The sequence below is a fragment of the Lysobacter sp. 1R34A genome (assembly GCF_051217035.1).
Classification (GTDB): domain Bacteria; phylum Pseudomonadota; class Gammaproteobacteria; order Xanthomonadales; family Xanthomonadaceae; genus Lysobacter.
Window position 1 is genome coordinate 1 of record NZ_JBPKJP010000002.1, and the last position, 26,539, is coordinate 26,539.

The 26,539-nt window shown below is 68.5% G+C and carries 20 protein-coding genes, 1 other RNA gene and 1 pseudogene; 19 read left to right on the plus strand and 3 right to left on the minus strand.

The window, feature by feature from the left end:
• Nucleotides 1-1,146: penicillin-binding protein activator (locus ACSAMQ_RS01190; protein ID WP_435393892.1), on the minus strand; the 1,146-nt coding region annotated here is incomplete at its 3' end.
• A gap of 111 nt (nucleotides 1,147-1,257) precedes the next feature.
• On the opposite strand from ACSAMQ_RS01190, the gene rsmI reads away from it, so the two are divergent.
• Nucleotides 1,258-2,085, plus strand: a complete 828-nt coding sequence (gene rsmI, locus ACSAMQ_RS01195; RefSeq protein ID WP_435393893.1) for a 16S rRNA (cytidine(1402)-2'-O)-methyltransferase — start codon at nucleotides 1,258-1,260, stop codon at nucleotides 2,083-2,085.
• Here the strand turns inward: rsmI and ACSAMQ_RS01200 are convergent.
• Entirely contained in the window at nucleotides 2,082-2,435 is a 354-nt protein-coding gene (locus ACSAMQ_RS01200; RefSeq protein WP_435393894.1) for a hypothetical protein, read from the minus strand. The two genes, rsmI and ACSAMQ_RS01200, sit on opposite strands and share 4 nt — an antisense overlap.
• A 74-nt stretch (nucleotides 2,436-2,509) precedes the next feature.
• Between ACSAMQ_RS01200 and rnpB the strand changes: the two genes are divergently transcribed.
• The 16 genes and pseudogenes from rnpB to lpxC all read left to right on the plus strand — a co-directional run bounded on the left by rnpB (nucleotide 2,510) and on the right by lpxC (nucleotide 21,313).
• Nucleotides 2,510-2,869, plus strand: an RNA gene (rnpB, locus tag ACSAMQ_RS01205) — RNase P RNA component class A.
• Between the two features lie 865 nt (nucleotides 2,870-3,734).
• Nucleotides 3,735-4,181: a division/cell wall cluster transcriptional repressor MraZ gene (gene mraZ, locus ACSAMQ_RS01210; protein WP_057916931.1), complete on the plus strand. Its 447-nt coding sequence runs from the start codon at nucleotides 3,735-3,737 to the stop codon at nucleotides 4,179-4,181.
• An 11-nt stretch (nucleotides 4,182-4,192) separates the two neighbouring features.
• Nucleotides 4,193-5,374: a 16S rRNA (cytosine(1402)-N(4))-methyltransferase RsmH gene (rsmH, locus tag ACSAMQ_RS01215; RefSeq protein ID WP_435393895.1), complete on the plus strand. Its 1,182-nt coding sequence runs from the start codon at nucleotides 4,193-4,195 to the stop codon at nucleotides 5,372-5,374.
• Nucleotides 5,371-5,634, plus strand: a complete 264-nt coding sequence (gene ftsL, locus ACSAMQ_RS01220) for a cell division protein FtsL (RefSeq protein WP_031371593.1) — start codon at nucleotides 5,371-5,373, stop codon at nucleotides 5,632-5,634. Before rsmH ends, ftsL begins: the two co-directional genes overlap by 4 nt.
• The gene (locus ACSAMQ_RS01225) at nucleotides 5,631-7,613 is read left to right on the plus strand and encodes a peptidoglycan D,D-transpeptidase FtsI family protein (protein WP_435393896.1); all 1,983 of its coding nucleotides are present in this window, start codon (nucleotides 5,631-5,633) and stop codon (nucleotides 7,611-7,613) included. Before ftsL ends, ACSAMQ_RS01225 begins: the two co-directional genes overlap by 4 nt.
• On the plus strand, nucleotides 7,610-9,133 hold the full coding sequence (locus ACSAMQ_RS01230) for a UDP-N-acetylmuramoyl-L-alanyl-D-glutamate--2,6-diaminopimelate ligase (RefSeq protein WP_435393897.1): 1,524 nt from the start codon (nucleotides 7,610-7,612) through the stop codon (nucleotides 9,131-9,133). Before ACSAMQ_RS01225 ends, ACSAMQ_RS01230 begins: the two co-directional genes overlap by 4 nt.
• Nucleotides 9,130-10,521 carry a UDP-N-acetylmuramoyl-tripeptide--D-alanyl-D-alanine ligase gene (locus tag ACSAMQ_RS01235; RefSeq protein ID WP_435393898.1) on the plus strand — a complete coding sequence of 464 codons (1,392 nt, stop codon included), beginning with the start codon at nucleotides 9,130-9,132 and terminating at the stop codon, nucleotides 10,519-10,521. Before ACSAMQ_RS01230 ends, ACSAMQ_RS01235 begins: the two co-directional genes overlap by 4 nt.
• Nucleotides 10,511-11,599: a phospho-N-acetylmuramoyl-pentapeptide-transferase gene (gene mraY, locus ACSAMQ_RS01240; protein ID WP_223619731.1), complete on the plus strand. Its 1,089-nt coding sequence runs from the start codon at nucleotides 10,511-10,513 to the stop codon at nucleotides 11,597-11,599. The genes ACSAMQ_RS01235 and mraY overlap by 11 nt, the downstream gene beginning before the upstream one ends.
• Nucleotides 11,599-12,912, plus strand: a complete 1,314-nt coding sequence (gene ftsW / locus ACSAMQ_RS01245) for a putative lipid II flippase FtsW (RefSeq protein WP_435393899.1) — start codon at nucleotides 11,599-11,601, stop codon at nucleotides 12,910-12,912. Before mraY ends, ftsW begins: the two co-directional genes overlap by 1 nt.
• Nucleotides 12,909-13,997: an undecaprenyldiphospho-muramoylpentapeptide beta-N-acetylglucosaminyltransferase gene (gene murG, locus ACSAMQ_RS01250; protein WP_435393900.1), complete on the plus strand. Its 1,089-nt coding sequence runs from the start codon at nucleotides 12,909-12,911 to the stop codon at nucleotides 13,995-13,997. Before ftsW ends, murG begins: the two co-directional genes overlap by 4 nt.
• Before the next feature lie 178 nt (nucleotides 13,998-14,175).
• Nucleotides 14,176-15,621: a UDP-N-acetylmuramate--L-alanine ligase gene (gene murC, locus ACSAMQ_RS01255; RefSeq protein ID WP_435393901.1), complete on the plus strand. Its 1,446-nt coding sequence runs from the start codon at nucleotides 14,176-14,178 to the stop codon at nucleotides 15,619-15,621.
• Nucleotides 15,622-15,626: 5 nt separating this feature from the next.
• Nucleotides 15,627-16,619, plus strand: coding sequence for a D-alanine--D-alanine ligase (locus tag ACSAMQ_RS01260; RefSeq protein ID WP_435393902.1), 993 nt, complete (start codon nucleotides 15,627-15,629; stop codon nucleotides 16,617-16,619).
• A pseudogene (locus tag ACSAMQ_RS01265) lies at nucleotides 16,616-17,344 on the plus strand (cell division protein FtsQ/DivIB); the annotation flags it as partial. The gene ACSAMQ_RS01260 and the pseudogene ACSAMQ_RS01265, both read left to right, overlap by 4 nt.
• Nucleotides 17,345-17,352: 8 nt before the next feature.
• Nucleotides 17,353-18,603, plus strand: a complete 1,251-nt coding sequence (gene ftsA / locus ACSAMQ_RS01270; protein ID WP_031371603.1) for a cell division protein FtsA — start codon at nucleotides 17,353-17,355, stop codon at nucleotides 18,601-18,603.
• Between the two features lie 201 nt (nucleotides 18,604-18,804).
• Nucleotides 18,805-20,025 (plus strand): cell division protein FtsZ, encoded by a 1,221-nt coding sequence (gene ftsZ, locus ACSAMQ_RS01275; RefSeq protein ID WP_435393903.1) that lies wholly within the window; start codon nucleotides 18,805-18,807, stop codon nucleotides 20,023-20,025.
• Between the two features lie 379 nt (nucleotides 20,026-20,404).
• Nucleotides 20,405-21,313, plus strand: a complete 909-nt coding sequence (lpxC, locus tag ACSAMQ_RS01280) for a UDP-3-O-acyl-N-acetylglucosamine deacetylase (protein WP_435393904.1) — start codon at nucleotides 20,405-20,407, stop codon at nucleotides 21,311-21,313.
• 307 nt (nucleotides 21,314-21,620) lie between these two features.
• Here the strand turns inward: lpxC and ACSAMQ_RS01285 are convergent, their stop codons facing one another.
• Nucleotides 21,621-22,067, minus strand: a complete 447-nt coding sequence (locus tag ACSAMQ_RS01285; RefSeq protein WP_435393905.1) for a DciA family protein — start codon at nucleotides 22,065-22,067, stop codon at nucleotides 21,621-21,623.
• 7 nt (nucleotides 22,068-22,074) lie between these two features.
• Between ACSAMQ_RS01285 and ACSAMQ_RS01290 the strand changes: the two genes are divergently transcribed.
• Nucleotides 22,075-22,986 carry a M23 family metallopeptidase gene (locus ACSAMQ_RS01290; protein ID WP_435393906.1) on the plus strand — a complete coding sequence of 304 codons (912 nt, stop codon included), beginning with the start codon at nucleotides 22,075-22,077 and terminating at the stop codon, nucleotides 22,984-22,986.
• A 756-nt stretch (nucleotides 22,987-23,742) separates the two neighbouring features.
• Nucleotides 23,743-26,463, plus strand: a complete 2,721-nt coding sequence (gene secA / locus ACSAMQ_RS01295; protein WP_435393907.1) for a preprotein translocase subunit SecA — start codon at nucleotides 23,743-23,745, stop codon at nucleotides 26,461-26,463.
• Nucleotides 26,464-26,539: the final 76 nt, after the last annotated feature.

Sequence of the window (26,539 nt, forward strand, 5' to 3'; positions counted from 1 at the left end):
GCGCGCGGTCGGCAGGGTGGCGCCGGCGCCGACCGCCGGCGGCAGCCCGCGCACGCCGCCGCTGGTCCAGGATTCCGACGGGAAGGCAATGCCGTCCAGGACCCTGTCCTGCTCCGGCTTGCCGGTGCCCGACAGCAACTGCGAGGTCGCCACCCGCGGTTTGTCGGCCAGGCCGACGATCGCGAGCTTCGGAACCAATGTGCGTGCGGCGCTGCCCTTGGTCGCCAGGAACACGGCGTCGACGCCGCCTTCCTTGGCCACGAACGGCGCCAGATCGGCGGTGCCTTCGCCGATGGTATCGGTGACCTGGGCGCCGCGCGCGGCCAGGCGTTCCTTGAGCGCGGCGATCGCGCGGCGCTGGCCTTCGTCGCCGCCGCCGATGGCGAGCACGCGCGCGACCTTGCGCTCGAGCAGGTAGTCGGCCGCGGCGATCCCTTCGTCCTCGGGCGTCAGCGAGAAGCTGACGTTGCCGCTGGGCGGAGCGACGTTGCCGCGGTTGAGCGCGAGCACCGGCACCGGCAGGGCGGTCTTGCCGAACAGGGCGCTGACTTCGTCGCGGCCGAGCGGGCCGATCACGAAGTCGTGGCCCGCGGCGGCGGCCTTGTCGTAGGCGGCGAGGGTGCCGCCGGCGGTGCCGGAGGTGTCGTAGAACGCGATCTCGGGACGGCGCCGGCTTTCGCCGTAGTAGCCGGCGAGCAGGCCGTCGCGCACCGGCGCCGACGCGGTCGCGAGCGCGCCGGTCAGCGGCAGCAACACCGCCAGCTTGACCGGCGGGCGGTAACCGTCGCTGTCGGCCGGCGGGCGCTGGCCGGCGGCGCTGAAGCTCCAGTTCGAGGTCTGGTCGAACGGACGCGGCAAGGGCAGGCCGCGCTGCATCAGCTGGCGGCCGAGGTAGTTGTAGAGCGGATCGCCTACCGGCACGGCATCGGCTTCGCGCGCGAGCGCGGCGTTGTCGAGTTGCGACAGCAGGCGTTCGATCTGTTGCTCGTTCTGGGTCCGCGCCGCGCCGCTGAGGCTGGCGTTGTTGCGGGCGAGGTGAGCCGCCTGGGCGATCAGCGGATTGGCCGCATTGATCGCGGCGACCGGACGGGTTTCGACCGTGGCGCAGCCGCCGAGCAGGGCGGTTGCGGCCAGAAGGCTGAACATCCATGTCATCGCGGGCCGGTTTTGCTTTGAATTCATCGGCTTGCATCCGCCGTCCAGCGGCGTTCCTGTGGGACCGGTTAGGATTCTACCCGCCCTTACCCTAAGCGTACGATGCAGACCTTCGGCACCCTTCATATTGTGGCAACCCCGATCGGCAACCTCGGCGACCTGTCGCCGCGCGCGCTCGAGACCTTGCGTACGGTCGCGGCGATCTGCGCCGAGGACACGCGCCACACCCGACAGCTGCTGGCGCACTTCGGCCTGGAACGGCCGCTGCTGGCGCTGCACCAGCACAACGAGGAACAGCAGGCGGCGCAGTTGGTGGCGCGCCTGCAGGCCGGCGATTCGCTGGCCCTGGTGTCCGATGCCGGCACGCCGCTGGTGAGCGATCCGGGCTTTCGCCTGGTGCGCGCCGCGCGCGCCGCCGGCATCCGGGTCTCGCCGGTGCCCGGCGCCTGCGCCGCGATCGCCGCGCTCAGCGTCGCCGGCCTGGCCTCGGATCGGTTCAGTTTCGAGGGTTTCCTGCCGGCCAAGAGCTCGGCTCGGCGCGAGCGCCTGACCCGGCTCGCCGCCGAGCCGCAGACCTTGTTGTTCTACGAGTCCTCGCACCGGATCGAGGACACCCTCGACGACATGGTCAACAGCTTCGGCTTCGAACGCCCGGCGGTGCTGGCGCGCGAGCTGACCAAGCTGTTCGAGACCGTGCTCGACGGCTCGCTCGGCGAGCTCGCCGCGCGGGTCAAGGCCGACCCGAACCAGCGCAAGGGCGAGTTCGTGGTGATCGTCCAGGGCGCCGGCGACGATGCCGACGCCAGGGTCGTCGAAGGCCTGCGCCTGTACGCCAAGTTGAAGGAGCATCTGCCGCCGTCGACCGCGGCCAAGCTGGCGGCGGAGCTCAGCGGCGCGCCGCGCAAGGCCTTGTACGGCAGCGGCGACTAAGGCGCCGATCCGTCCCGGGCGGCCGCGCGCTGGCGCTCGAGCGCGGCGACCAGCGCCTCGATCAGTTCTGCACCGGCCACGACCTGGAAGTTCCAGATGTCTTCGGAGACGAAGATCGGCCGGCCGTTGAGCCGCAGCACCCGTTCGCCGCCGTCGATGCCGAAGTTGCGTTCCAGCTCGGTCTCGCTGGCGCGGATCGCGCGGTAGGCCGGCCAGAACGCCTCGCGCAGTTCGCTTTCGCTCCACGAGGGCAGGCGCTCGGCCAGATCCTGGGCGCCGGCCAGCCCATGCCGGCGCAGCATGCCCAGGGGGTAGAGCGGGTAATGGTCTTCCGGGTCGTCGTGGTGCATGAGCTCGGCGCTCCTTTGCCCTGGATGAGTCCTTTCCGCCGGTTCGGCCCCTGCGCGTGCGACAATGCCGGCGCGGAGTCGGCCAGGCAGTCGCGTCATCGGATCGCAAGATCCGGTGCCGAGGAAAGTCCGGGCTCCACAGGGCACGGTGCCAGGTAACGCCTGGGCGGCGCAAGCCGACGGAAAGTGCAACAGAGAGTAGACCGCCGAACGGCCCGCAAGGGTGCGTGGTAAGGGTGAAACGGTGCGGTAAGAGCGCACCGCGAGTCTGGCAACAGACCGGCACGGCAAACCCCACCGGGAGCAAAACCAAATAGGGAGACTATGTCGCGGCCCGCGATGTCTCCGGGTAGGTTGCTTGAGCGTAACGGCGACGTTGCGCCTAGAGGAATGACTGTCCACGACAGAACCCGGCTTATCGGCCGGCTTCGCGCTTTTCCAGGCTGCGCCTGGAAAGTCCTAAAATTTGCGTTGCAAATTTCGGGCCCCGCTATGCGCTTCCAAATCCCCGCCCCGGCGGGGCGGCGTTCTTCGGGCAATGCCCTGAGAACCCCAAAGTTTGCTGCGCAAACTTCGGGCCCTGCTATGTACGTCCAAATCCCCGCCCCGTTGGGGCGCCCCCTTTACTAAAGGGGGCTCTCGATTGGGCTTTGGTTTGGGCTGGTTGCTTTGCTCGGTGCCCGCGTCGGCGATCGGGATGATCGCTGCGGTTTGTCTTCCTCTCCCGCTGGCGGGGGAGGTCGGGTGAGGGCGGGCTAGGGCTCGGCTGGCAGCCGCTTCCGGGTCCTGTTCTTCGGGCCCGGCGCTTGGCGGGTGATCGGCTTGCTGGCGCGATTTGGCCTCGATCCCCGGCACCGACCCTTTGGGCTGAACGGGTGCCGCAGGGCAGCAGCCATTGGCCGCCCATTCGCATGCGGATGTTCCGATAGTTGCGGCCGATCATGCCGGCAAATCCCGAGCTTCTGCGCTGATCGGCACGGCTTGCCGCTGCGCAACAAGACTTTAACAACTGTGACGGCCATCGCGCGAGGGTCACTTTGTGACGTGCTGAGTCTCAAAATGTGAGACGAAACAAAGGTTAGTGGATAAGTCTTGAATAAGACTCTGAAGTTTGCCGCAAGCCATTGATGTGCTTGGTGAAATTCGGCCCGGAAAGTTGTTGACAACCTTGTGCACCCTGCTAATGTGGACATCCGAGGGAAAACCTGGGTTTTTGTGGGTTTTCGAGGCCAGCCGTCCAGCCGGGCGGGTGAACTGAGGTGACCCGTCCGGTAGAGACGGGAACCACATAGGTGCGCAATGTTCCAGGGCGAAACCGCCATCACGATCGATGACAAGGGACGGCTGGCGGTACCCACCGCCTACCGCGACGTCGTCGCGCGCGAATGCGGCAACCGCCTGGTCATCACCTACAACCCGTTCGAGTCGGGTTCGCTCTATCTGTATCCGCTGTCGATCTGGGAACGCGTCCGCGACCAGGTCAACAAGCTGCCCAAGGCCAAAAAGGTCAACCGCAACATGCAGCTCAAGCTGGTCGGCGCGGCCGCCTTCGTCGAACTCGACGGCAACGGCCGCATCACCCTGCCGGGCAGCCATCGCGCCGCGGTCGGCATCGAGAAGAAAGCCGTCTTGCTGGGCATGGGCGACAAATTCGAGTTATGGAGCGAGCAGGCGCATCACGCGCAGATCCGTCAGACGATCACCGACGACGATCTGAGCGACGAGCTGCTCGACCTGCAGCTATGACGGGCGGTGGCATGGAACGCACGCACGCGCGATCCGGCCACCTTCCCGTGATGTACCGGCAGGTGCTGGATGGCCTGCGGGTGCTCGGGAACGGTGCCTATCTCGACGGCACGTTCGGACGCGGCGGGCATGCCCGCGGCGTGCTGGAGCTTTTGCAAGCGCGAGGCCGGCTGCTGGTGATGGACAAGGACCCGGAAGCGATCGCCGTGGCCGAACGCGAGTTCGGTGGCGACCCGCGCGTGTCGATCTATCGCGGCAGCTTCGCCGACCTGGCCCATTGGGACGAAACCGCCGGCGGCCTAGACGGCGTGCTGTTGGACTTGGGCGTGTCCTCGCCGCAGCTCGACGTCGCCGAGCGCGGTTTCAGCTTCGGCAAGGACGGCCCGCTCGACATGCGCATGGATCCCGACAGCGGCCAGAGCGCGGCGCAGTGGCTGGCCTCGGCCTCGGAGAAAGAGATCGCCGAGGTGCTGTGGACCTACGGCGAAGAGCGCCAGAGCCGCAAGATCGCCCGCACCATCGTCGCGCGCCGCAGCGAGCAGCCCTTGCTGCGTACCGGCCAGTTGGCCGACCTGATCGCCTCGGTGATGCCGCGCGGCGACAACAAGATCCATCCCGCGACCCGCAGCTTCCAGGCGATCCGCATCTTCATAAATCGCGAGCTGGCCGACCTCGAAGCCGGCCTCGACGCGGCGCTGGCCAGGCTCAAGCCCGGCGGCCGCCTGGCGGTGATCAGCTTCCACTCGCTCGAAGACCGCATCGTCAAGCAGTTCATCGCCCGCCACTCCAAGGCGCCGCCGGCCAACCGGCGCATGCCGATCGAGCTGGCGTTCACCCCGACCCTGCTGGCGATCGGCGGCGCGCAGAAGGCCTTCGACGAAGAAACCGCGAGCAACCCGCGCGCGCGCAGCGCGGTGCTGCGCGTGGCCGAGAAACTGGGACTCGGGACTCGGGACTCGGGACTCGGCCAGGAGCCGGGACTCGGGTTTCGGGACTCGGGACTCGGTCAAAAGCCGGATCTCGGGACTCAAGGCTCCGGATTCGCTCACGCGAGGACGGCCCCCGTGCCCCCGAAGCCGAAGCACCTTCATCAGTTAGAGGTCCAAGCGCCTTACCCAGTCCCGAGTCCCGAGTTCCGAGTCCCGGCTCTTGTGCGAGTCCCGAGTCCCGAAACCCGAGTCCCGACCATATGATGCGCCTGCTGCTCGCCCTGCTGATCGTCGCCAACGTGGTCTCGGCCCTGTTGGTGGTGTTCGCGCGCCATGAGCATCGCCAGTTGTTCGTGCAACTCAACAAGCTCCAGCGCGAGCGCGACGAACTCAACATCGAGTTCGGCCGCCTGCAGCTGGAACAGGCCACCTGGGCGGAGAGCAACCGCATCGACCAGGTCGCGCGCGAGCGCATCGGGATGAAGTTCCCGGAAGGCGCCGAAACCGTGGTGATCCGGCCATGAACGGTCGCAAGCCGCATCGCCCCACCCGCAGCGGGCCGCTCGATCGCGTGCTCGGCGAGCGCGGCCGCGGCGGCGGATTCGACCGCCTGGTCGAGGGCATCGGCGAGCGCTTCGCGCGCGCCCGCGAAGACCGCGGCTCGCGCGGCAACAAGCCGCGCGGTCGCGTCGCCCAGTTCAACCTGCGCAACCGCCTGATCCTGGTCGGCGGCTCGCTCGGCCTGTGCGCGGTCGCCCTGGTCGGGCGCGCGCTGGACCTGCAGGTCATCAGCAACGATTTCTATCGCCAGCAGGGCGATGCGCGTTCGCTGCGCGAGATCCCGATCCCGACCTCGCGCGGCATGATCACCGACCGCAACGGCGAGCCGCTGGCGGTGTCGACCCCGGTCGAGTCGATCTGGGGCAACCCCAAGGAGCTGGCCAAGAACCCCGAGCGCCTGCCGGAGCTGGCCAAGGCGCTGGGCGTGTCGCGCGACGAGCTGACCCGCAAGCTGGCCCAGCGCGCCGGCAAGGAATTCATGTACCTCAAGCGCCGGATCAATCCGGACGAGGCGCGCAAGATCCTGGCCCACAAGGTGCCGGGGGTGTTTTCGCAGCGCGAGTTCCGCCGCTTCTACCCGCAGGGCGAGGCGATGGCGCACGTGCTGGGCTTCACCAACATCGACGACCGCGGCCAGGAAGGCCTGGAACTGGCGTTCGACCACGAACTGCGCGGCAAGCCCGGCACCAAGCGGGTGATCCGCGACGGCGCCGGCCGCATCGTCGAGAACGTCGACCTGGTGCAGTCGGCCGAGCCGGGCAAGGACCTGACCCTCACTCTCGACCGCCGCATCCAGTACCTGACCTATCGCGAACTGCGCCGGGCGCTGGTCGAAACCGGCGCCAGCAGCGCCTCGGCGGTCGTGCTCGACATCGAGACCGGCGAAGTGCTGGCGATGGCGAACCTGCCGACCTACAACCCGAACCTGCTCAGCGCCGGCAACCGCGACACCCATCGCAACCGCGCGGTCACCGACGTGGTCGAGCCGGGTTCGACGATGAAGCCGATCACCGTCGCCGCCGCGCTCAACGCCGGCGCGGTCAAGCCCACGACCCTGGTCAACACCACGCCGGGCTGGATGCCCAATGGCCGCTATCGCATCACCGACACCCACAACAACGGCGTGCTGACCGTCACCGGCGTGATCACCAAGAGCTCCAACGTCGGCGCGGCCAAGCTCGCGCTGCCGTTGCCGAACGACTACTACTACAACTTCATCCGCGGCTTCGGTTACGGCCAGAAGCCCAACAGCGGCTTCCCGGGCGAGTCCTCGGGCCTGCTCGCGCCGCCGTCGCGCTGGAGCGGCACCACCAAGGCGACCATGTCCTACGGCTACGGGCTGTCGGCGACGCCGGTGCAGATCGCCATGGCCTACGCGGCGATGGCCAACGGCGGCCGGCTGATCCAGCCGACCTTCGTCAAGGGCCAGCGCAACGAAGCGCGGCAGGTGCTGGACCCGGCGGTGGCCGGCGAAATCATGCGGATGATGCAGACCGTGACCGAGCCGGGCGGCACCGCCAAGCAGGCGGCGATCCTCGGCTATCACGTCGCCGGCAAGACCGGCACCACCCGCAAGTTCAGCGCCACCGGCGGTTACTCGCGCAAGTACGTGTCCTTGTTCGCCGGCGTGGTGCCGGTGGAGAAGCCGCGCTTCTCGATGGTGGTGGTGGTCAGCGAGCCCGACCCGACCAAGCGCGGTTACTACGGCGGCTCGGTGTCCGGACCGGTGTTCCGCAACGTCATGGACGGCGCGCTGCGCCTGATGGACGTGGCGCCCGACGACATCGAAACCTGGCTGGCGGTGCAGGCCGCGGCCGAAGCCAAGCGCCTCAAGCAGAACGGCGGCAAGCCGAGCGGCCCGGTGCTTCCGGCAGCGACCCAGACCGTCGCGTCGCCGCCGCCGATCGCCGCGGGCACGATGATCCAGGGAGGGGCGCGATGAGCCGCCTGATGTCCCTGGCCGAACTGCTGCCCGACATCGCCGGCATCCCCGGCGATCTGCGTATCACCGGCCTGGTGATGGACAGCCGCGCGGTGCGTCCCGGCAATGCCTTCGTGGCGATCGCCGGGTTCGGCGCGCACGGCCTGGGTTTCGTCGAGCAGGCGCGCGCCAACGGCGCCAGCGCGATCCTGTTCGAGCCGCCCGCGCCCGACGAACTGCCGGCTCCGGCCGATGCGATCGCCGTGCCCGGCCTGCGCGCGCGCCTGGGCGAGATGGGCGATCGTTTCCACGGCCGCGCCACCGACGCGATGACCGTGGTCGGCGTGACCGGCACCAACGGCAAGACCTCGACCGTGCAGTTGATCGCGCAGGCCTGGGCCTTGCGCGGCATCCGCTGCGGCAGCGTCGGCACTCTCGGCGCCGGCCTGTACGGCGAAATCGTCCCGACCGGTTTCACTACGCCGCTGGTGCTGCAACTGCACGAATTGCTGGCCGACATGCACGAGGCCGGCGCCAGCGCGATCGCGATGGAAGTCAGCTCGCACGCGCTCGATCAGGGCCGCGTCGCCGGCGTGCACTTCGACGTCGGCGTGTTCACCAACTTGACCCGCGACCATCTCGACTATCACGGCGACATGGCGACCTACGGCGCGGCCAAGGCGCGTCTGTTCGCCTGGCCCGGCCTCAAGGCCGCGGCGATCAACCTCGACGACGAATTCGGCCGCGAACTGATCGCCAAGCTGCCCAAGTCGGTGCGCGCGGTCGGGCTGAGCTCGCGCGATCGCGACCACGCCGTCGTCCGCGCCGAGACCCTGAGCTTCGACAATCGCGGCATCGGCTTCGACTTGGTCGTCGACGGCCAGACCCACGCAGTCGTGTCGCCGCTGCTGGGCCGCTTCAACGTCGACAACCTGCTGGCGGTGGCCGGCACCCTGTATGCGCTCGGCGACAAGCCGGCGCAGATCGCCGAAACCCTGTCGCGATTGCAGCCGATCCACGGCCGCATGAACCGCCTCGGCGGCGACGGCGTCGCGCCCCTGGTCGTGATCGACTACGCGCACACCCCCGACGCACTGGAACAGGCGCTGGCCTCGCTGCGCTCGCATGCCGGCGCGCGCCTGATCTGCGTGTTCGGCTGCGGCGGCGAACGAGATCGCGGCAAGCGCCCGCAGATGGCGGCGATCGCCGAGCACGGCGCCGACCTGGTCATCGTCACCGACGACAACCCGCGCGGCGAAGACGGCGACGTCATCGTCGCCGACATCGTCGCCGGCCTGCGAGACCCGCAGCGCGCGGTGGTCCTGCGCGACCGCCGCGCGGCGATCGACCACGCCATCGCCCAGGCCGGCGCCGACGACATCGTGCTGATCGCCGGCAAGGGCCACGAGCCTTATCAGGAGATCCATGGCGTGCGCCATGCTTTCGACGACACCGACGTAGCCCGGGCCGCGCTGGAAGCTCGCGCGCCCCACACGGGTGTGCAGGCGGCGCGGGCCCAGGGTGGGCAGGAGCGACCATGAAGAGCCTGCGACTGTCCGAAATCGCACGTATGACCGGTGGCCGCCTGCATGGCGCCGATACGGCGATCGAACTCGTCGTCACCGACACCCGCGCGCTGCCAGAACGCGGCGCGGCGCTGTTCGTCGCGCTCAAGGGCGAGCGCTTCGACGGCCACGATCACCTCGCCAAGCTCGCCGGCACCACGGTCGCCGGCGCGCTGGTCGCGCGCGAGACCGATGCGCCGGTGGCCCAGGTCGTCGCCGCCGACAGCGAACGCGCGCTCGCCGACCTCGCCGCTGCAGTGCAGGCGCAGCGCAGCGGCAACACCGTCGTCGCGATCACCGGCAGCAACGGCAAGACCAGCGTCAAGACCCTGACCGCGGCGATCCTGGAGCGCGCCGGCCGCACCTATGCGACGCCGGGCAATCGCAACAACGAGATCGGCCTGCCGTTGGCGGTGCTCGACGCGCCGGAAGACGCCCAGTTCTCGATCTACGAAATGGGCGCCGGCAAGCCCGGCGACATCGCTTACCTGGTGGGCGTGGCGCGTCCGCAGGTGGCCCTGGTCAACAACATCGCCCCGGCGCACCTGGAGCGCATGGGCAGCCTGCTCGGCATCGCCGACACCAAGGCGGCTATCTACGACGCGCTGCCCGCCGACGGCGTGGCGGTGATCAACGCCGACGACGCCTTCGCCCCGTATTTCGGCGAACGCGCGGCCGGGCGCCGGGTCATTCGCTTCGGCCTCGAGTCCAGCGCGGACGTGAGCGCCCGGGATATTCGCGTCGGCACCGACGGTTCGAGGTTCGCGCTGGTGACGCCGCAGGGTCGGGCGGATATCGCCTTGAACCTGGTCGGCCGGCACAACGTGCGCAACGCGCTCGCTGCGACCGCGCTGGCGCTGGGCGCCGGCGCCGGGTTCGACGCGGTCGTCGCCGGCCTTAACGCCGCTCAGCCGGTCGAGGGTCGCCTGATCACCCACCGTCTCGACAACGGCGCGGTGTTGATCGACGACAGCTACAACGCCAACCCCGGTTCGACCGCGGCGGCGATCGACGCGCTGGCCGAAATCGGCGGCGAGAACTGGCTGGTGCTCGGCGACATGCGCGAGATCGGCAACGACGAAATCGCCATGCACGCCGACATCGGCCGCCGCGCCAAGGCCTCCGGCATCCGCCGCCTGTACGCGCTCGGCGCGCTCAGTACCGCCGCGGCGCAGGCCTTCGGCGAGGGCGCCAGCGTGCACGCGAGCCATGCCGAGCTCGCGCAGGCGCTGGCCGCCGATCTGCGCGAAGGCGTACGGGTGTTGGTCAAGGGGTCGCACAGCAGTGCGATGGATCGGATCGTGACGGCGTTGCTGTCCGCGCAGAAGCCCGCACAGGGGAAGGGGACGACGCATGTTGCTTGAATTGACTCGCTGGCTGGAACAACTGCAGAGCCTCTTCGGTCTGTTCGGTTATCTGACCTTCCGCGGCATCCTCAGCGCGCTGACCGCGCTGGCCTTGTCGTTGTGGTGGGGGCCGGCGGTGATCCGCAAGCTCGCCCAGTACAAGGGCGGCCAGCCGATCCGCCAGGACGGCCCGCAGACGCATTTCTCCAAGGCCGGCACTCCGACCATGGGCGGGGCGCTGATCCTGGTCACGGTGCTGGCCTCGGTGCTGCTGTGGGGCGACCTGCGCAACCGTTACGTCTGGCTGGTGCTGGCGGTGATGCTGGCGTTCGGCGCGATCGGCTGGTACGACGACTGGATCAAGATCGTCCACCGCGACCCCAACGGCCTGAAATCGCGCTGGAAGTATCTGCTGCAGTCGATCTTCGGCCTGGCCGCCGGCGCCTTCCTGTACTTCACCGCCGATCCCTCGACCGCGGCCAGCACGACCTTCTACGTGCCGCTGATCAAGGCCATCGCGATCCCGCTCGGCGCCGGCCTGATCGTGGTCGCCTATTTCTGGATCGTCGGCTTCTCCAATGCGGTCAACCTGACCGACGGCCTCGACGGCCTGGCCATCATGCCGACGGTGCTGGTCGCCTGCGCACTGGGCGTGTTCGCCTATGCCTCCGGCCATGCCGAGTTCTCCAAGTACCTGCAGATCCCGCAGGTGCCCGGGGCCGGCGAGCTGGTGATCATCTGCGCGGCGATCGCCGGCGCCGGGCTCGGCTTCCTGTGGTTCAACACCTACCCGGCGATGGTGTTCATGGGCGACATCGGCGCGCTCGCGCTCGGCGCGGTGCTCGGCACCATCGCGGTGATCGTCCGTCAGGAACTGGTGCTGGTGATCATGGGCGGCGTGTTCGTCATCGAGACCCTGTCGGTGATGATCCAGGTCGCCTCGTTCAAGCTCACCGGCAAGCGCGTGTTCCGCATGGCGCCGATCCATCACCACTTCGAGCTCAAGGGCTGGCCCGAGCCGCGGGTGATCGTGCGCTTCTGGATCATCTCGGTGGTGCTGGTGCTGGTCGGTCTGGCCACGCTCAAGGTCCGTTGATGGAAAATTCCGCACGCCAGGCAACGCGACTCGACGCCATCCACGGGCGCTACGACCCGTGGTTGCTCGCCGTGTCCGCGGCGCTGGCCTGCACGGGCGTGATCATGGTCGGCTCGGCCTCGCTCGGCGTGGCCGCGACCCATGAGGTCGATCCGTTCTACTTCCTGACCCGCCACCTGATCTTCCTGTCGGTCGGCCTGGGCCTGGGCTTCTGGCTGATGCGCACCGAGCTCAAGACCATCGAGCAGCACAACCAGTGGCTGCTGCTGGTCTGCGTGGTGTTGCTGCTGCTGGTGTTCGTGCCGGTGATCGGCAAGCAGGTCAACGGCGCCAAGCGATGGATCAACCTCGGCCCGGCCAGCTTCCAGGCGGTCGAGGCGGTCAAGCTGCTCTACATCGTCTGGCTGGCGAGTTATCTGAAGCGCTTCAGCGAAGACATCTCGGCCACCTGGGGCGCGATGCTCAAGCCGATCGGCGTGGCCGTGGTGCTGGTGGCCTTGCTGCTGATGCAGCCCGACTTCGGTTCGTCTTCGCTGCTGTTGGCGATCACCGCCGGCATGCTGGTGCTCGGCGGCGTCAACATGCCGCGCATGTTCGGCCCGGTGCTGATCGGCCTGCCGGTGCTGGCGATCGTCGCCATCGCCGAGCCCTACCGCGTCACCCGCCTGACCTCGTTCCTGAATCCCTGGGTCGACCCGTTCGGCACCGGCTATCAGCTGACCAACGCGCTGATGGCGGTCGGCCGCGGCGAGTGGACCGGGGTCGGCCTCGGCGCGTCGGTGCAGAAGCTGTCCTACCTGCCCGAGGCGCATACCGACTTCATCATGGCGGTGATCGGCGAGGAATTCGGTTTCGCCGGCGTCTGCGCGGTGGTCGGCATGTACGTGCTGCTGGCCGGGCGCGCATTGTGGATCGGGCTGAAGTGCGTCGAGATGCGTCGCCACTTCTCCGGTTACGTCGCTTTCGGCATCGCCCTGTGGATGGGGCTGCAGAGCTTCGTCTCGATCGGCGTGAACCTGGGCCTGCTGCCGACCAAGGGCCTGACCCTGCCGATGATTTCCTACGGCGGCTCCAGCGTGCTGATGAGCTGCGCCGCGCTCGGCGTGCTGCTGCGCGTGTCCTACGAACTCGACCGTGCCCAGCGCCAGGTCGCCCGCCTGCGCGGCGAAGCCGGGCAGGGCGCGGCAGCGCCGGCGGCGACGCCGGCGAACGCCGGTCCCGCGCCCTCGGCCAATGCGCGCAACCACGACAACGCGCGCGGCACCAGCCGGCTGCGCCAGCGCGTGGAGCCTTCGCTCGGGAGGTCGGCATGAGCGAGCTGCGCGCGAGCGAACGCCCGGTGATGATTCTCGCCGGCGGCACCGGCGGCCACATCTTTCCCGGCCTCGCAGTGGCCAAGGCCCTGCGAGGCCGCGGCGTCCCGGTGTGCTGGCTCGGCGCCGACGGCGGCATGGAAACGCGCCTGGTGCCGCAGCACGACGTCGCCATCGACACCATCGCGATCAGCGGCGTCCGCGGCAAGGGCCTGGCCACGTTGCTGCGCGCGCCGTTCCGCCTGCTGTCGTCGGTGCGCGCGGCGCAGCGCGTGCTGCGCCAGCGCCAGCCGCGCGCGGTGGTGAGTTTCGGCGGCTACGCGGCGGGCCCCGGCGGCCTGGCCGCGCGTCTGGCCGGCGTGCCGCTGATCGTGCACGAACAAAATCGCGCCCCGGGCATGACCAACCGGGTGCTGTCGCGTTTCGCGGGCAGCGTGCTGACCGGCTTTCCGGACACTTTCGCCGGCGGCCGCGAACAAGTGGTCGGCAATCCGGTGCGCGCCGAGATCGCGGCGATCGCCGCGCCGGCGCAACGTTTCGCCGAACGCAGCGGGCCGCTGCGCCTGCTCGTGCTCGGCGGTAGCCAGGGCGCGCGTGCGCTCAACGCCGGCGTGCCCGCGGCGATCGCCGGCCTGCGCGGCCGGGTGCCCTGCGAAGTGCGGCACCAGTGCGGCGAGAAGCTGCGCGAAGACGCCGAACGCGCCTATGCCGCGGCCGGCGTGGTCGCGTCGGTCGAACCCTTCATCGCCGACATGGCCGCCGCCTACGCCTGGGCCGACCTGGTGGTGTGCCGCGCCGGCGCGCTGACCCTGGCCGAGTTGTGCGCGGCCGGAGTCGGCAGCGTGCTGGTGCCGTTCCCGCAGGCGGTCGACGACCATCAGACCAAGAACGCGCGTTTCCTGGTCGATCGCGGCGCGGCGCAACTGCTGCCGCAGGCCGGCGACCTGGCCGAGCGCCTGTCGGCGACCATCGAAATCCTGGCCGAGCGCGGCGTGCTGTTGCAGATGGCCAACGCCGCGCGTGCGCTGGCCAAGCCCGACGCCGCCGAACGCGTCGCCGACGTGGTGCTGGAGGCGGGGCGATGAACGCTTGGCTACGGGACTCGGGACTCGGGACTGAGGACTCGGCCAAGCGCCGGGTTGCTTCGGATGTATTCGTAAGAGGAGCGGAAGTGGCGGTAGCAGGTTGGCAACACATCGGCGACGTATGCGCGTTTACGCGAGTCCCGGGTCCCGAGTCCCGAGTCCTGTTGAGGAAAGCAGTATGAGCACCGCACTTCGCCGCCGCCTGCAACATACCGGCGACCTGGCCAAGGCGTTTCCGCGCGTGCACTTCGTCGGCATCGGCGGCACCGGCATGAGCGGGATCGCGGAAGTCATGTGCACCCTCGGCTATCAGGTGTCCGGCTCGGACATGGCGGACAACGCGGTGACCCGCCGGCTCGAAGCGATGGGCGTCAGCGTCCACCGCGGCCATGCCGCGGCCAACGTGCTGGGCGCCGATTGCGTGGTGGTGTCGAGCGCGATCAAGCGCGACAACCCCGAGCTGATGGAAGCGCGCGCGCAGCGCATTCCCGTGGTGCCGCGCGCCGAGATGCTGGCCGAGCTGATGCGCTTCCGCCGCGGCATCGCGGTGGCCGGTACCCACGGCAAGACCACGACCACCTCGCTGACCGCCAGCGTGCTCGCCGAAGGCGGGATCGACCCGACCTTCGTGATCGGCGGCAAACTGCTCGCCGCCGGCGCCAACGCCGGCCTCGGCGGCGGCCAGTGGCTGGTCGCCGAAGCCGACGAAAGCGACGGCAGCTTCCTGCGTCTGAACCCGCAGATCGCCATCGTCACCAACATCGACGCCGATCACCTGGAAAACTACGGCGGCGACTTCGCCAAGGTCCAGGCCGCGTTCGAGGAATTCCTGCACCGCCTGCCGTTCTACGGTCTGGCCGTGCTGTGCATTGACGACGCCAACGTCGCCCGGCTCGCCGCGGAGACCCCGCGCCACGTCATGACCTACGGGTTCGACGAGACCGCCGATGTGCGCGCCGAGGACGTGAGCCAGCGCGGCGGGGCGATGTACTTCACCCTGTGCCTGCCGGACGCCTCGCGCACCGCGGTGACCCTGGCACTGCCCGGCCGCCACAACGTGCTCAATTCGCTGGCCGCGGCATCGGTGGCCTGGCAGCTCGGCGTGCAGCCCGATGCGATCGCGCGCGCGCTGGAGAAATTCGAAGGCATCGGCCGGCGCTTCAACCTGCTCGCCGAACTGCGTACCGACAAGGGCGCGTCGGTGCAGCTGGTCGACGACTACGGCCATCACCCGAAAGAACTCGAAGCGGTGTTCGCCGCGGCGCGCGGCGGCTGGCCGGACAAGCGCCTGGTAGTGGCGTTCCAGCCGCACCGCTACAGCCGTACCCGCGACCTGTTCGACGACTTCGCCGCGGTGCTGTCCTCGGTCGATGCGCTGGTGCTGACCGAGGTCTATCCGGCCGGCGAAGCGCCGATCGCCGGCGCCGACGCCAAGTCGCTGGCGCGCGCGATCCGTGCGCGCGGCCGCATCGATCCGGTCGTGGTCAGCGGCGCCGGCGATCTCGCCGGCGTGCTGCCCGACGTCCTCAACGACGGCGATCTGTTGTTGCTGATGGGCGCCGGCGACATCGGCGCCGCTGCCCAACAGCTCGCCAGCCAGGGTTTCCAGGGAGAATCGAAGTGAGCGTGGTGAGTGTTCAATTCGCGCCGTTGCGCGTCACCGATCCGGCGGTGTTCGGCCGCGTCGCCGTGCTCATGGGCGGCACCAGCGCCGAGCGCGAAGTGTCGCTGGATTCCGGGCGCGGCGTGCTCGAAGCGCTGCGTTCGCGCGGCGTCGAGGCGTTCGCGGTCGACGGCATCCCTGCGCTGATGGACGCGATCCGCGCCGGCGGCGTCGATCGGGTGTTCAACATCCTGCACGGCAACAAGGGCGGCGGCGAAGACGGCGTGCTGCAGGGCGTGCTCGAAGCGCTCGGCGTGCCGTACACCGGTTCCGACGTGCTCGGTTCGGCGCTGGCGATGGACAAGATCCGCACCAAGCAGGTGTGGATGTCGACCGGCCTGCCGACCCCGCGCTACAAGCGCATCGCCAAGGGCGACGACGTCCATGCGGCGGCGCGCGAGATCGGCCTGCCGGTGATCATCAAGCCGTCCAGCGAAGGCTCCAGCGTCGGCGTGTCGCGCGTGCTCAAGGACGCCGACATCGACGAGGCGGTGGCGCTCGCCGCGCGCTACCCGGGCGAGATGCTGATGGAGCAGATGGTGATCGGCGACGAGCTGACCGTGGCCGTGCTGGTCAATGGCGAGGGCTATAGCGCGCTGCCGTCGATCCGGATCGTGCCCAAGGGCGAGTGGTACGACTACCACGCCAAGTACATCGCCGACGATACCCAATACCTGTGCCCGGGCCTGGACGGCGTCGACGAGGACGAAATCCGCCGGCTGGCGATGGAAGCCTTCGTCGCCGCGGGCTGCAAGGGTTGGGGCCGGGTCGATGTGATGCGCGACCGCAGCAGCGGCCAGCTGTATCTGATCGAGGTCAATACCGCCCCCGGCATGACCAGCCATTCGCTGGTGCCGAAGGCCGCGCGCCAGGTCGGCATCGAGTACGACGAACTGTGCTGGCGCGTGCTCGAGGCGACCGTGGTCGCGCCGCCCGCCGTAGGAGGTGACGCGGCGTGAACGCCATGCTCCGCCTCGTCGGTTGGTTGCTCGCGCTGGCCTTGGTCGCGCTGCCGGTCGTGGCCGTGCTCAACGGCTGGGTCGGCGCGGACCAGTGGCCGCTCAAGCGCCTGCGCGTGACCGGCGAGTTCGAGCGGGTGGATGCGGGATCGCTGCGCAAGACCTTGTTGCCGTACGCCCGGCGCGGTTTCTTCGCGGTGGACCTGGCGGCGGCGCAGGACTCGGTGGCCAGGTTGCCGTGGGTTGAGCATGCCGAAGTGCGCAAGCGCTGGCCCGACGTGCTCGAAGTCAGCGTGATCGAACACAAGCCGTTCGCGCGCTGGGGCAAGGACCAACTGCTATCCGAGCAGGGACGCCTGTTCCCGGTCGACGGCATCCAGGTGCCGGACGGCCTGCCGCAGTTCGGCGGGCCCGACGCGCGGGTCGCCGACGTGGTCGCGCTGTACAACGAATCGCGCGAGCTGTTCGCGCCGGTCGGCATGGACGTCAGGCAGGTCGAGGTGGACCAGCGCGGCAGCTGGACGCTCGGTCTGGGCAACGGCGCGCAGATCGTGGTCGGGCGCAGCGAAGCGCGCGCCCGCCTGGGCCGCTTCGTCAGGTTGTTGCCGCAGTTGTTGGCCCAGCGCGTGCAAGTGCTCGCGCGCGCCGATCTTCGTTACACCAATGGTTTTTCGCTGTCCTGGGCGCCCGTGCAGGCGCCCGAGGCGGCACCGAAACAGCAGCAAGGACAGTCATGAACCGCAAAGGCGACAAGTCGCTGATCGTAGGCCTCGACATCGGCACCTCCAAGGTGGTGGCGTTGGTGGGCGAGTACACGCCTTCGGACGGCCGGCCCGGCACTCCGATCGAAGTCATCGGCATCGGCTCGCACGAATCGCGCGGACTCAAGCGCGGCGTCGTGGTCGACATCGAATCGACGGTGCAGTCGATCCAGCGCGCGATCGAGGAAGCCGAGCTGATGGCCGGCTGCGAGATCCGCTCGGTCTACGCCTCGATCTCCGGCAACCACATCCAGTGCCGCAACTCGCAGGGCATCGCGCCGATCCGCGACGGCGAGGTCACCTACGGCGATCTCGACCGCGTGCTCGAAGCGGCCAAGGCGGTGGCGATCCCGGCCGACCAGAAGATCCTGCATGCGATCCCGCGCGACTACGTGCTCGACGATTCGCAGGAAGGGATCCGCAACCCGGTCGGCATGACCGGCGTGCGCCTGGAAGTGCACGCGCACCTGGTCGTGTGCGCGCAGTCGGCCGCGGCCAACATCAGCAAGTGCGTCCAGCGCTGCGGCCTGCAAGTCGACGACCTGATCCTCGGCGTGCTGGCTTCCAGCAACGCGGTGCTGACCAGCGACGAGCGCGAGCTCGGCGTGGTCCTGGTCGACATCGGCGCCGGCACCACCGACATCGCGGTGTTCGTGCAGGGCGCGATCGCCCACAGCGCGAGCCTGCCGATCGCCGGCGACAAGGTCACCGAAGACATCGCCCACATGCTGCGCACGCCGACCCCGGAAGCCGAGCAGATCAAGGTCCGCTATGCCTGCGCGCTGGCGCAGATGGCCACGGCCGAGGAGTCGATCCAGGTGCCGAGCGTCGGCGACCGCCCGCCGCGCCGCATGCCGCGCCACTCGCTGGCGCAGGCGGTGCAGGCGCGCTACGAGGAAATCTTCGAAATGATCCAGGCCGAACTGCGCCGCTCGGGTTTCGAGCACCACGTGCGCGCCGGCATGGTCCTGACCGGCGGCGCCTCGAAGATGGAAGGCGTGGTCGAACTGGCCGAGGAAATGCTGCAGATGCCGGTGCGCGTGGGCATCCCGCAGCACGTCACCGGTCTGGGCGAGGTGGTCGGCAACCCGGTCCATGCGACCGGCGTCGGCCTGTTGTTGATGGGCAGCCAGATAGAGAACCCGCGCCGTCCGGTGATCTCCACCGGTCGCGCCGGCAGCTTCTTCAACAAGATCAAGAACTGGTATCGCGGCGAATTCTGACCGCCGCGGGCGGGACTCGGGAGTCGGGACTCGCAGAAGGGGAAGCGTTACAGGCGGCAGGTAAGGCAGTGGCACAGCGGTAGATCGAACGAGTTGTTCACCATTAGAAAAACAAAACGTCGACGGCGAAGACGCGGAACCGGGCTCTACGAGTCCCGAGTCCCGAGCCCCGAACCCCGGCACTAATAAGAGGACGAGAACATGGCACATTTCGAACTGGTTGAAAAAATGGCCCCGAACGCGGTCATCAAGGTCGTTGGCGTGGGCGGCGGCGGCGGCAACGCCGTGGCGCACATGGTCAGCGGCAACGTCGACGGAGTGGAGTTCATCACCGCCAACACCGACGCGCAGGCGATCAAGAACTGCGGCGCCAAGCTGCAGCTGCAGCTCGGCAGCAACGTCACCAAGGGCCTGGGCGCCGGCGCGAACCCGGAGGTCGGCCGCCAGGCCGCGCTGGAAGACCGCGAACGCATCATGGACGCGCTGACCGGCGCCGACATGGTCTTCATCACCGCCGGCATGGGCGGCGGCACCGGCACCGGCGCCGCGCCGGTCGTGGCCCAGCTCGCCAAGGAGATGGGCATCCTGACCGTTGCGGTCGTCACCAAACCGTTCCCGTTCGAGGGCCGCCGCCGCATGCAGGTCGCGCTGAAGGGCATCGAGGAGCTGTCGCACCACTGCGATTCGCTGATCACGATCCCGAACGAGAAGCTGATCACCGTGCTCGGCCGCAACGCGACCATGATCCAGGCCTTCCGCGCCGCCAACGACGTGCTGCTCGGCGCCGTGCAGGGCATCGCCGACCTGATCGTGCGTCCGGGCCTGATCAACGTCGACTTCGCCGACGTGCGCACGGTCATGAGCGAGATGGGCCTGGCGATGATGGGCACCGGCGCCGCGCGCGGCGACGACCGCGCCCAGGCCGCGGCCGAATCGGCGATCCAGAACCCGCTGCTCGACGACGTCAACCTGGCCGGCGCCAACGGCATCCTGGTCAACATCACCGCCGGCCCGGACTTCACCATGGCCGAGTTCGACGAAGTCGGCCGTACCATCGAGAACTTCGCTTCCGAAGACGCGACCGTGGTCATCGGCACCGTGCTCGACCCGGACATGCAGGACGAGGTGCGGGTCACCGTGGTCGCCACCGGCCTCAACCGGGTCGCCGTCAAGCAGTCGGTGCGCGGTCACGGCCACGACCGCGAGTCGCAGCGCGCGCCGATCCAACTGGTGCGCAACGCCACCACCGGCCAGCCCGAGTTCTCGGCGATGGACGACGTCGGCCACGCGCCGATGCCGAGCTTCGGCGGCAGCCTGCGCGGCAGCTCGCGCCAGGAACCGACCGGCCCGGCCGTGGCGGACTTCGGCAGCGACAGCAGCTACCTGGACATCCCGGCGTTCCTGCGCCGCCAGGCGGATTGAGCGAGGGGGTGAGTGCGCAGGAGTGAGTAATGAGCAGGGCTGCTGCTCCCACTCACTCCTCACTCTCTGAACTCGTTGCTGCTGCACGCATCACCCAAAGGGCCGGACTCGTCCCCGGCCCGAGGCATCTTGCCCCGGCGTAAAGCGCGGGGCCTTGGGCCGGTCGGCCCACCCCTCGGGGAGCCGACCGGTCAGTTTGACGAGCGCTGTTGACAACGGCGGGACAGTGTGTCCTTTTCGTTCAGGTTCAGGCTTGCGCGTGCTAATCTTGCGCGGCTTCGTTCCACCCCCATTCTTGGGTCGGTCCCCTCGCGTCCGCAGGTTTTGCGGACCGGCGACGACACCATCACTCCACGTCCGCGGAAGTCTCCCCACGACCATGCTGCGTCAGCGCACCCTCAAAAACGTGATCCGCGCCACCGGCGTGGGCCTGCACAGCGGAGAGAAGGTCTTTCTCACCCTGCGCCCGGCGCCGACCGATACCGGCATCGTGTTCCGCCGCGTCGATCTCGACCCGGTGGTGGAGCTGCCTGCGCGCGCCGACCTGGTCACCGAGACCACCCTGTGCACCGGCCTGACCTACGGCGCCGGCAAGGTGATGACGGTCGAGCATCTGCTGTCGGCGATGGCCGGCCTCGGCATCGACAATTGCTATGTCGAACTGTCGGCGCCGGAAGTGCCGATCATGGACGGTTCGGCCGGCCCGTTCGTGTTCCTGCTGCAGTCGGCGGGCATCGCCGAGCAGGACGCGCCCAAGCGCTTCATCCGCATCAAGCATCCGGTCGAAGTGCGCGACGGCGACAAGGTCGCCCGTTTCGAGCCCTTCGACGGTTTCTGCCTCGGTTTCACCGTGGTCTTCGACCATCCGGCGATTCCGGCGGCGCAGTCGCGCGCGCAGGTCGAGTTCTCGACCGAGAACTACATCCGCGAAGTCAGCCGCGCCCGCACCTTCGGTTTCATGCGCGATCTGGAATACATGCGCGAACGCAACCTCGGCCTCGGCGGCTCGATGGACAATGCGATCGTGCTCGACGAGTTCCGCGTGCTCAACGACGATGGCCTGCGCTACACCGACGAATTCGTCCGCCACAAGATCCTCGACGCGGTCGGCGATCTTTACCTCGCCGGCCACGCCATCATCGGCGCTTACGAGGGCTACAAGTCCGGCCACGCGCTCAACAACAAGCTGGTGCGCGCCTTGCTGGCCGAACGCTCGGCCTGGGAGCAGGTCACCTACACCGGCTCGGAGCCGACGCCGGTCGCTTACGGCGAACCCGTGCCGGCCTGATCGGGGCCCGCTGCGGCCCCGGTGCGGGCCTGATCCGCTCGCGCGATAGGCCCCGCCCGAATCGAGACTCTGCCCGCTGGCGGCACTCGAAACTGAATGCGGGACCGGCATTCGGTCCGAAAAGTTAAGAACGTTAACGCGATCACACTCGTGAACGGCGCGTGACGTCTTAACGTTTTAATAACGAAACCTTTCTGAAATGCTTCCGGCTCTTTAACAAAGCCGAGGGGTAGGGCCAGTAGGATTCCCCGACCCCGGCTCTCGGACCCCCGCCGGTTTGCGTCGACGACGCGGACCGCCCCGAGTGTCAGCCGGCGTCGCTGGGCCCTGACGGATCAGGTTTCTTCAGCGATGCCAGCGCGGCTTGCAGCGCTTCCAGCGTCGCAGCCGACATGGGTTTGGCCTTTCTGACCGGCACTGCCGCCGGGACGGGAATCGTCGTCTTGACGACGAATTCGGCCGCTTCCAGCCCGATGGATCGGGCTGCGTCGAGCAGTTCCGGAGCCGCGAGCCTGAGCTTGGCGCGCCACACCGGAGCATCGACGACATACACGAGCCTGCCGCGTTCGAAGTTGGCCAACCGCGCATGCGCGGCGAGCGAAGGCGGCAGGTAGGGGCGTAACCGACGGTCCAGTTCGTCGAGCCACAAGGCTCGGCGGATCGGGTTGCCAGCGGGGTCTTCGAGCAGTGCATCCAAGGCGATGCGCGGCTTCGAAGGGCCGCGCGACGGCGGCTTGGGCTTGGAATAAGACATCGGACACATGACCTATAAAACCATCGTAGACAACACACGAGCCAGGCTGGGCGAGTTCTTCCAGCAGGCCGGACGGATCGGCTCCCGCCGACCGGCGCTCGCCATCGCATTGCTGCTCGGCACCGGCGTCAGCATCGGCGCAGGCGCGGGCATCGCCGACAACCGCATGCTACGCGCGCAGTTGGCCCAGCAGCAGGCCCAGATCACCGCGACGCGCCGCGACGCGCAGCGCGAGATCAACGCCCTCGCCGCACGCATGGGCGAACTGCAGGCCGAAGCCAACCGTCTCAACGCGCTCGGCGAGCGCCTGACCCGGATCGGCCAGCTGCAGGACGGCGAATTCGATTTCGAAAAGCCGGTCGGCGTCGGTGGCGCCGGCCCGGTGCGCGACATGGCCAAGCCCGAGCTCGATGCCGGCATGGACCTGCTGGACCGCCAGTTCAAGGCCTCCGGCGAACAGCTCTCGGTGCTCGAGTCGCTGCTGTTCAACCGCCAGATCGACATGAACGCGGTGCCTTCGCGCGCGCCGATCGCCAACAGCTACATCACCTCCGGCTTCGGCGGCCGCGCCGATCCGTTCAACGGCGGCGCCGCGTTCCACAAGGGCATCGATTTCGAGGCCGACGTCGGCGACCCGGTGCTGGCCGTGGCCGATGGCGTGGTCAGCTATTCCGGCGTGCGTTCGGGCTACGGCAACGTGATCGAGATCGACCACGGCAACGGCTACGTGACGCGTTATGCGCACAACTCCAGCCTGCTGCTCAAGGTCGGCGAGCTGGTCCGCGCCGGCCAGGAAATCGCCAAGGCCGGCTCCAGCGGCCGCTCCACCGGCGCCCACGTGCATTTCGAAGTCTGGGAAGGCGGCCGGGTGGTGAACCCGCTGAAATTCCTCAACCAGCAATCCCCGCTGAGGGGGTGAGCCAAGCCCGCTCGCGAGCCATTGGCTCGCGGGCTTGGTGAACGCCCGCCGCGCTGCGGCGGGCCGGGCGAGCAAAACCAAGCGGGAGCACCCGCTCACTGCTGGTCGATCAGCCACCGAACAGCGCCCCGCTCGCGAGCCATTGGCTCGCGGGCTTGGTGAACGCCCGCCGCGCTGCGGCGGGCCGGGCGAGCAAAACCAAGCGGGAGCACCCGCTCACTGCTGGTCGATCAGCCACCGAACAGCGCCCCGCTCGCGAGCCATTGGCTCGCGGGCTTGGTGAACGCCCGCCGCGCTGCGGCGGGCCATCCGGGCATACGGGGTGTCAGTCCTGGCCTATCCCGCCGGCCCGCGGAACGAACGATCCAGCTCTACAGCCATCTACCGCCTCAAGCGAGCCGAAGCGCCTCCCACGCCGAGCGCCTAGTCCCCGGCTGACGACCTCGTCGAGCCCGCCGCGCACCGGGCCGGCCCCGTTCAAAAGAACCCGCCAAACCGCGGAATCGGGCAAAGTCCCACATTCGACCGGCGCCTATCCCCCTTGATACCGTTCAGGTCGCCCCCCACGCTAGAATGCGTGTGGCCAAAGACCAGGCTCGATTCGATCGGGGGCGCACGGCGCCTCCGATCGCGTTTTCGGGATGCCGAAACGCAAGGAGGGGCTGGTCGTCTGGATTCCTGGGGAACTTGCCGGCGGCGGCGCGCTCTTAAACCGTCCCGCCTGTGCCACCCCGTTCGCTTTACACGGACCCGTTCATGCTCAACAGCTTGCTTACCCGCGTTTTCGGCAGCCGCAACGATCGTCTGCTGCGTCAACTGCAACGATCCGTCGTCAGGATCAATGCGCTCGAGCCGGAGATGCAGAAGCTCTCCGACGCCCAGCTGCAGGCCAAGACGCCGGAGTTCCAGAAGCGCATCGCCGACGGCGAGTCGCTCGACAAGCTGCTGCCGGAGGCGTTCGCGGTCTGCCGCGAGGCCTCCCGGCGCGTGCTCGGCATGCGTCACTACGACGTCCAGCTGATCGGCGGCATGGTCCTGCACCTGGGCAAGATCGCCGAGATGCGCACCGGCGAGGGCAAGACCCTGGTCGGCACCTTGCCGGTCTACCTCAACGCGCTCGAAGGCCAGGGCGTGCACGTGGTCACGGTCAACGACTACCTCGCACGCCGCGACTCGGCGTGGATGGGCAAGCTCTACAACTGGCTCGGCCTGAGCGTCGGCGTGGTCTATCCGGGCATGCAGCACAGCGACAAGCATGCTGCCTACGCCAGCGACATCACCTACGGCACCAACAACGAATTCGGCTTCGACTACCTGCGCGACAACATGGCGCTGTCGAAGGAAGACCGCTACCAGCGCGGCCTGCATTACGCGATCGTCGACGAAGTCGACTCGATCCTGATCGACGAGGCGCGCACGCCCCTGATCATTTCCGGGCCGGCCGACGAATCGCCGGAGCTGTACATCAAGGTCAACCGCATCGTGCCGTCGCTGATCCGCCAGGAGAAGGAAGACGGCGAGGGCGATTACTGGGTCGACGAGAAGGGCAAGCAGGTGCACCTGTCCGAAGCCGGCCAGGAGCACGCCGAAGACTTGCTGCGCAAGGCCGGCATCCTGCAGGAAGACGAAGACTCGCTGTACGCCGGCCACAACATCAGCGTGGTCCATCACCTCAATGCCGCGCTGCGCGCCCATGCGATCTACCAGCGCGACGTGGACTACATCGTCCGCGACGGCGAGGTGGTGATCGTCGACGAGTTCACCGGCCGCACCCTGCAGGGCCGGCGCTGGTCGGACGGCCTGCACCAGGCGGTCGAGGCGAAGGAAGGCGTGCCGGTCCAGCGCGAGAATCAGACGCTGGCCTCGATCACCTTCCAGAACCTGTTCCGCATGTACAAGAAGCTGGCCGGCATGACCGGTACGGCGGACACCGAGGCCTACGAATTCCAGAGCATCTATGGCCTGGAAGTGATCGTGATCCCGACCAACCGGCCGATGCAGCGCAAGGATCACTCAGACCAGGTGTTCCTCAATCGCGCCGGCAAGTACCGCGCGGTGCTCGGCGAGATCAAGGCCGCGCACGAGCGCGGCCAGCCGGTGCTGGTCGGTACCACCTCGATCGAAGTCTCGGAGATGCTGAGCCAGCAACTCACCGAGGCCGGCGTCGCCCACGAAGTGCTGAACGCCAAGCAGCACGAACGCGAAGCCAACATCATCGCCCAGGCCGGCCGGCCCGGGGCGATCACCATCGCCACCAACATGGCCGGCCGCGGCACCGACATCGTGCTCGGCGGCTCGCTCGAAGCCGAACTCGCCGACCTGGCCGCGCAGAACGGCGGCGAACCGGTCGATGAGGTGACCCACCAGCGCCTCAAGGCGGCCTGGCAGGAGCGCCACGACCAGGTCAAGGCGTCCGGCGGCCTGCACATCGTCGGCACCGAACGCCACGAGTCGCGCCGCATCGACAACCAGCTGCGCGGCCGCGCCGGCCGCCAGGGCGACCCGGGCTCTTCGCGCTTCTACCTGTCGCTCGAAGACAATCTGATGCGCATCTTCGCGGCCGACTGGGTCCAGCGCGTGATGGCGCGCATGGGCCTGAAGGAAGACGACATCATCGAAAGCCCGCTGGTGACCAAGCAGATCGCCAACGCGCAACGCAAGGTCGAGGCGCACAACTTCGACATCCGCAAGAACCTGCTCGACTTCGACGACGTCAACAACGACCAGCGCAAGGTCATCTACGGCCAGCGCGACGAGTTGCTGGAAGCCGAGAGCGTGCAGGACAACGTGGTCGGGATCCGCGGCGACGTGGTCGCCGACATGGTCCAGCGCTACGTGCCGGCCAACTCGGTCGACGAGCAGTGGGACCTGCCCGGCCTGGAGGCGACGATCGCGCAGGAGTTCAACGTGCAGGTGCCGCTGGTCGAGCTGGCGCGCACGGCCGAGGAGCTCGATGCCGAGACGGTCGCGCAGACGGTGCAGGATGCGGTCGAGGCGCACTTCACGACCCGCGAGAGCCAGGTCGGCGCCGAAACCATGCGCATGCTCGAAAAGCACATCATGCTCAACGTGCTCGACCAGAACTGGAAGGAGCATCTGGCGCGCATGGACTATCTGCGCCAGGGCATCCATCTGCGCGGCTATGCGCAGAAGCAGCCCAAGCAGGAGTACAAGAAGGAAGCCTTCGAACTGTTCTCGGAGATGCTCGACAAGGTCAAGCGCGAGGTGGTGACCATCCTGGCCCGCGTGCGCATCCAGAACGAGCAGGAAGTTGCCGAGCTGGAGGCGCTCGAACGCGCCCAGGCCGAAGCGCAGGCGCGGCAGATGCAGTTCCAGCACGCCTCCACCGGCGGTTTCGGCGCCGATGAGGAAGCCGCGCAGGTGTCCGAGGAAGCCTTCGCCAATGCCGGCCGCAACGACCCGTGCCCCTGCGGCAGCGGCAAGAAGTTCAAGCACTGCCATGGGCAGTTGGGCTGAGTCAGGCGGGACTCGGGACTCGCGGCTCGGGACTGGCAAGGCCGATTCGGCCGCGAGTTCCGAAGCGGCCGCAGCC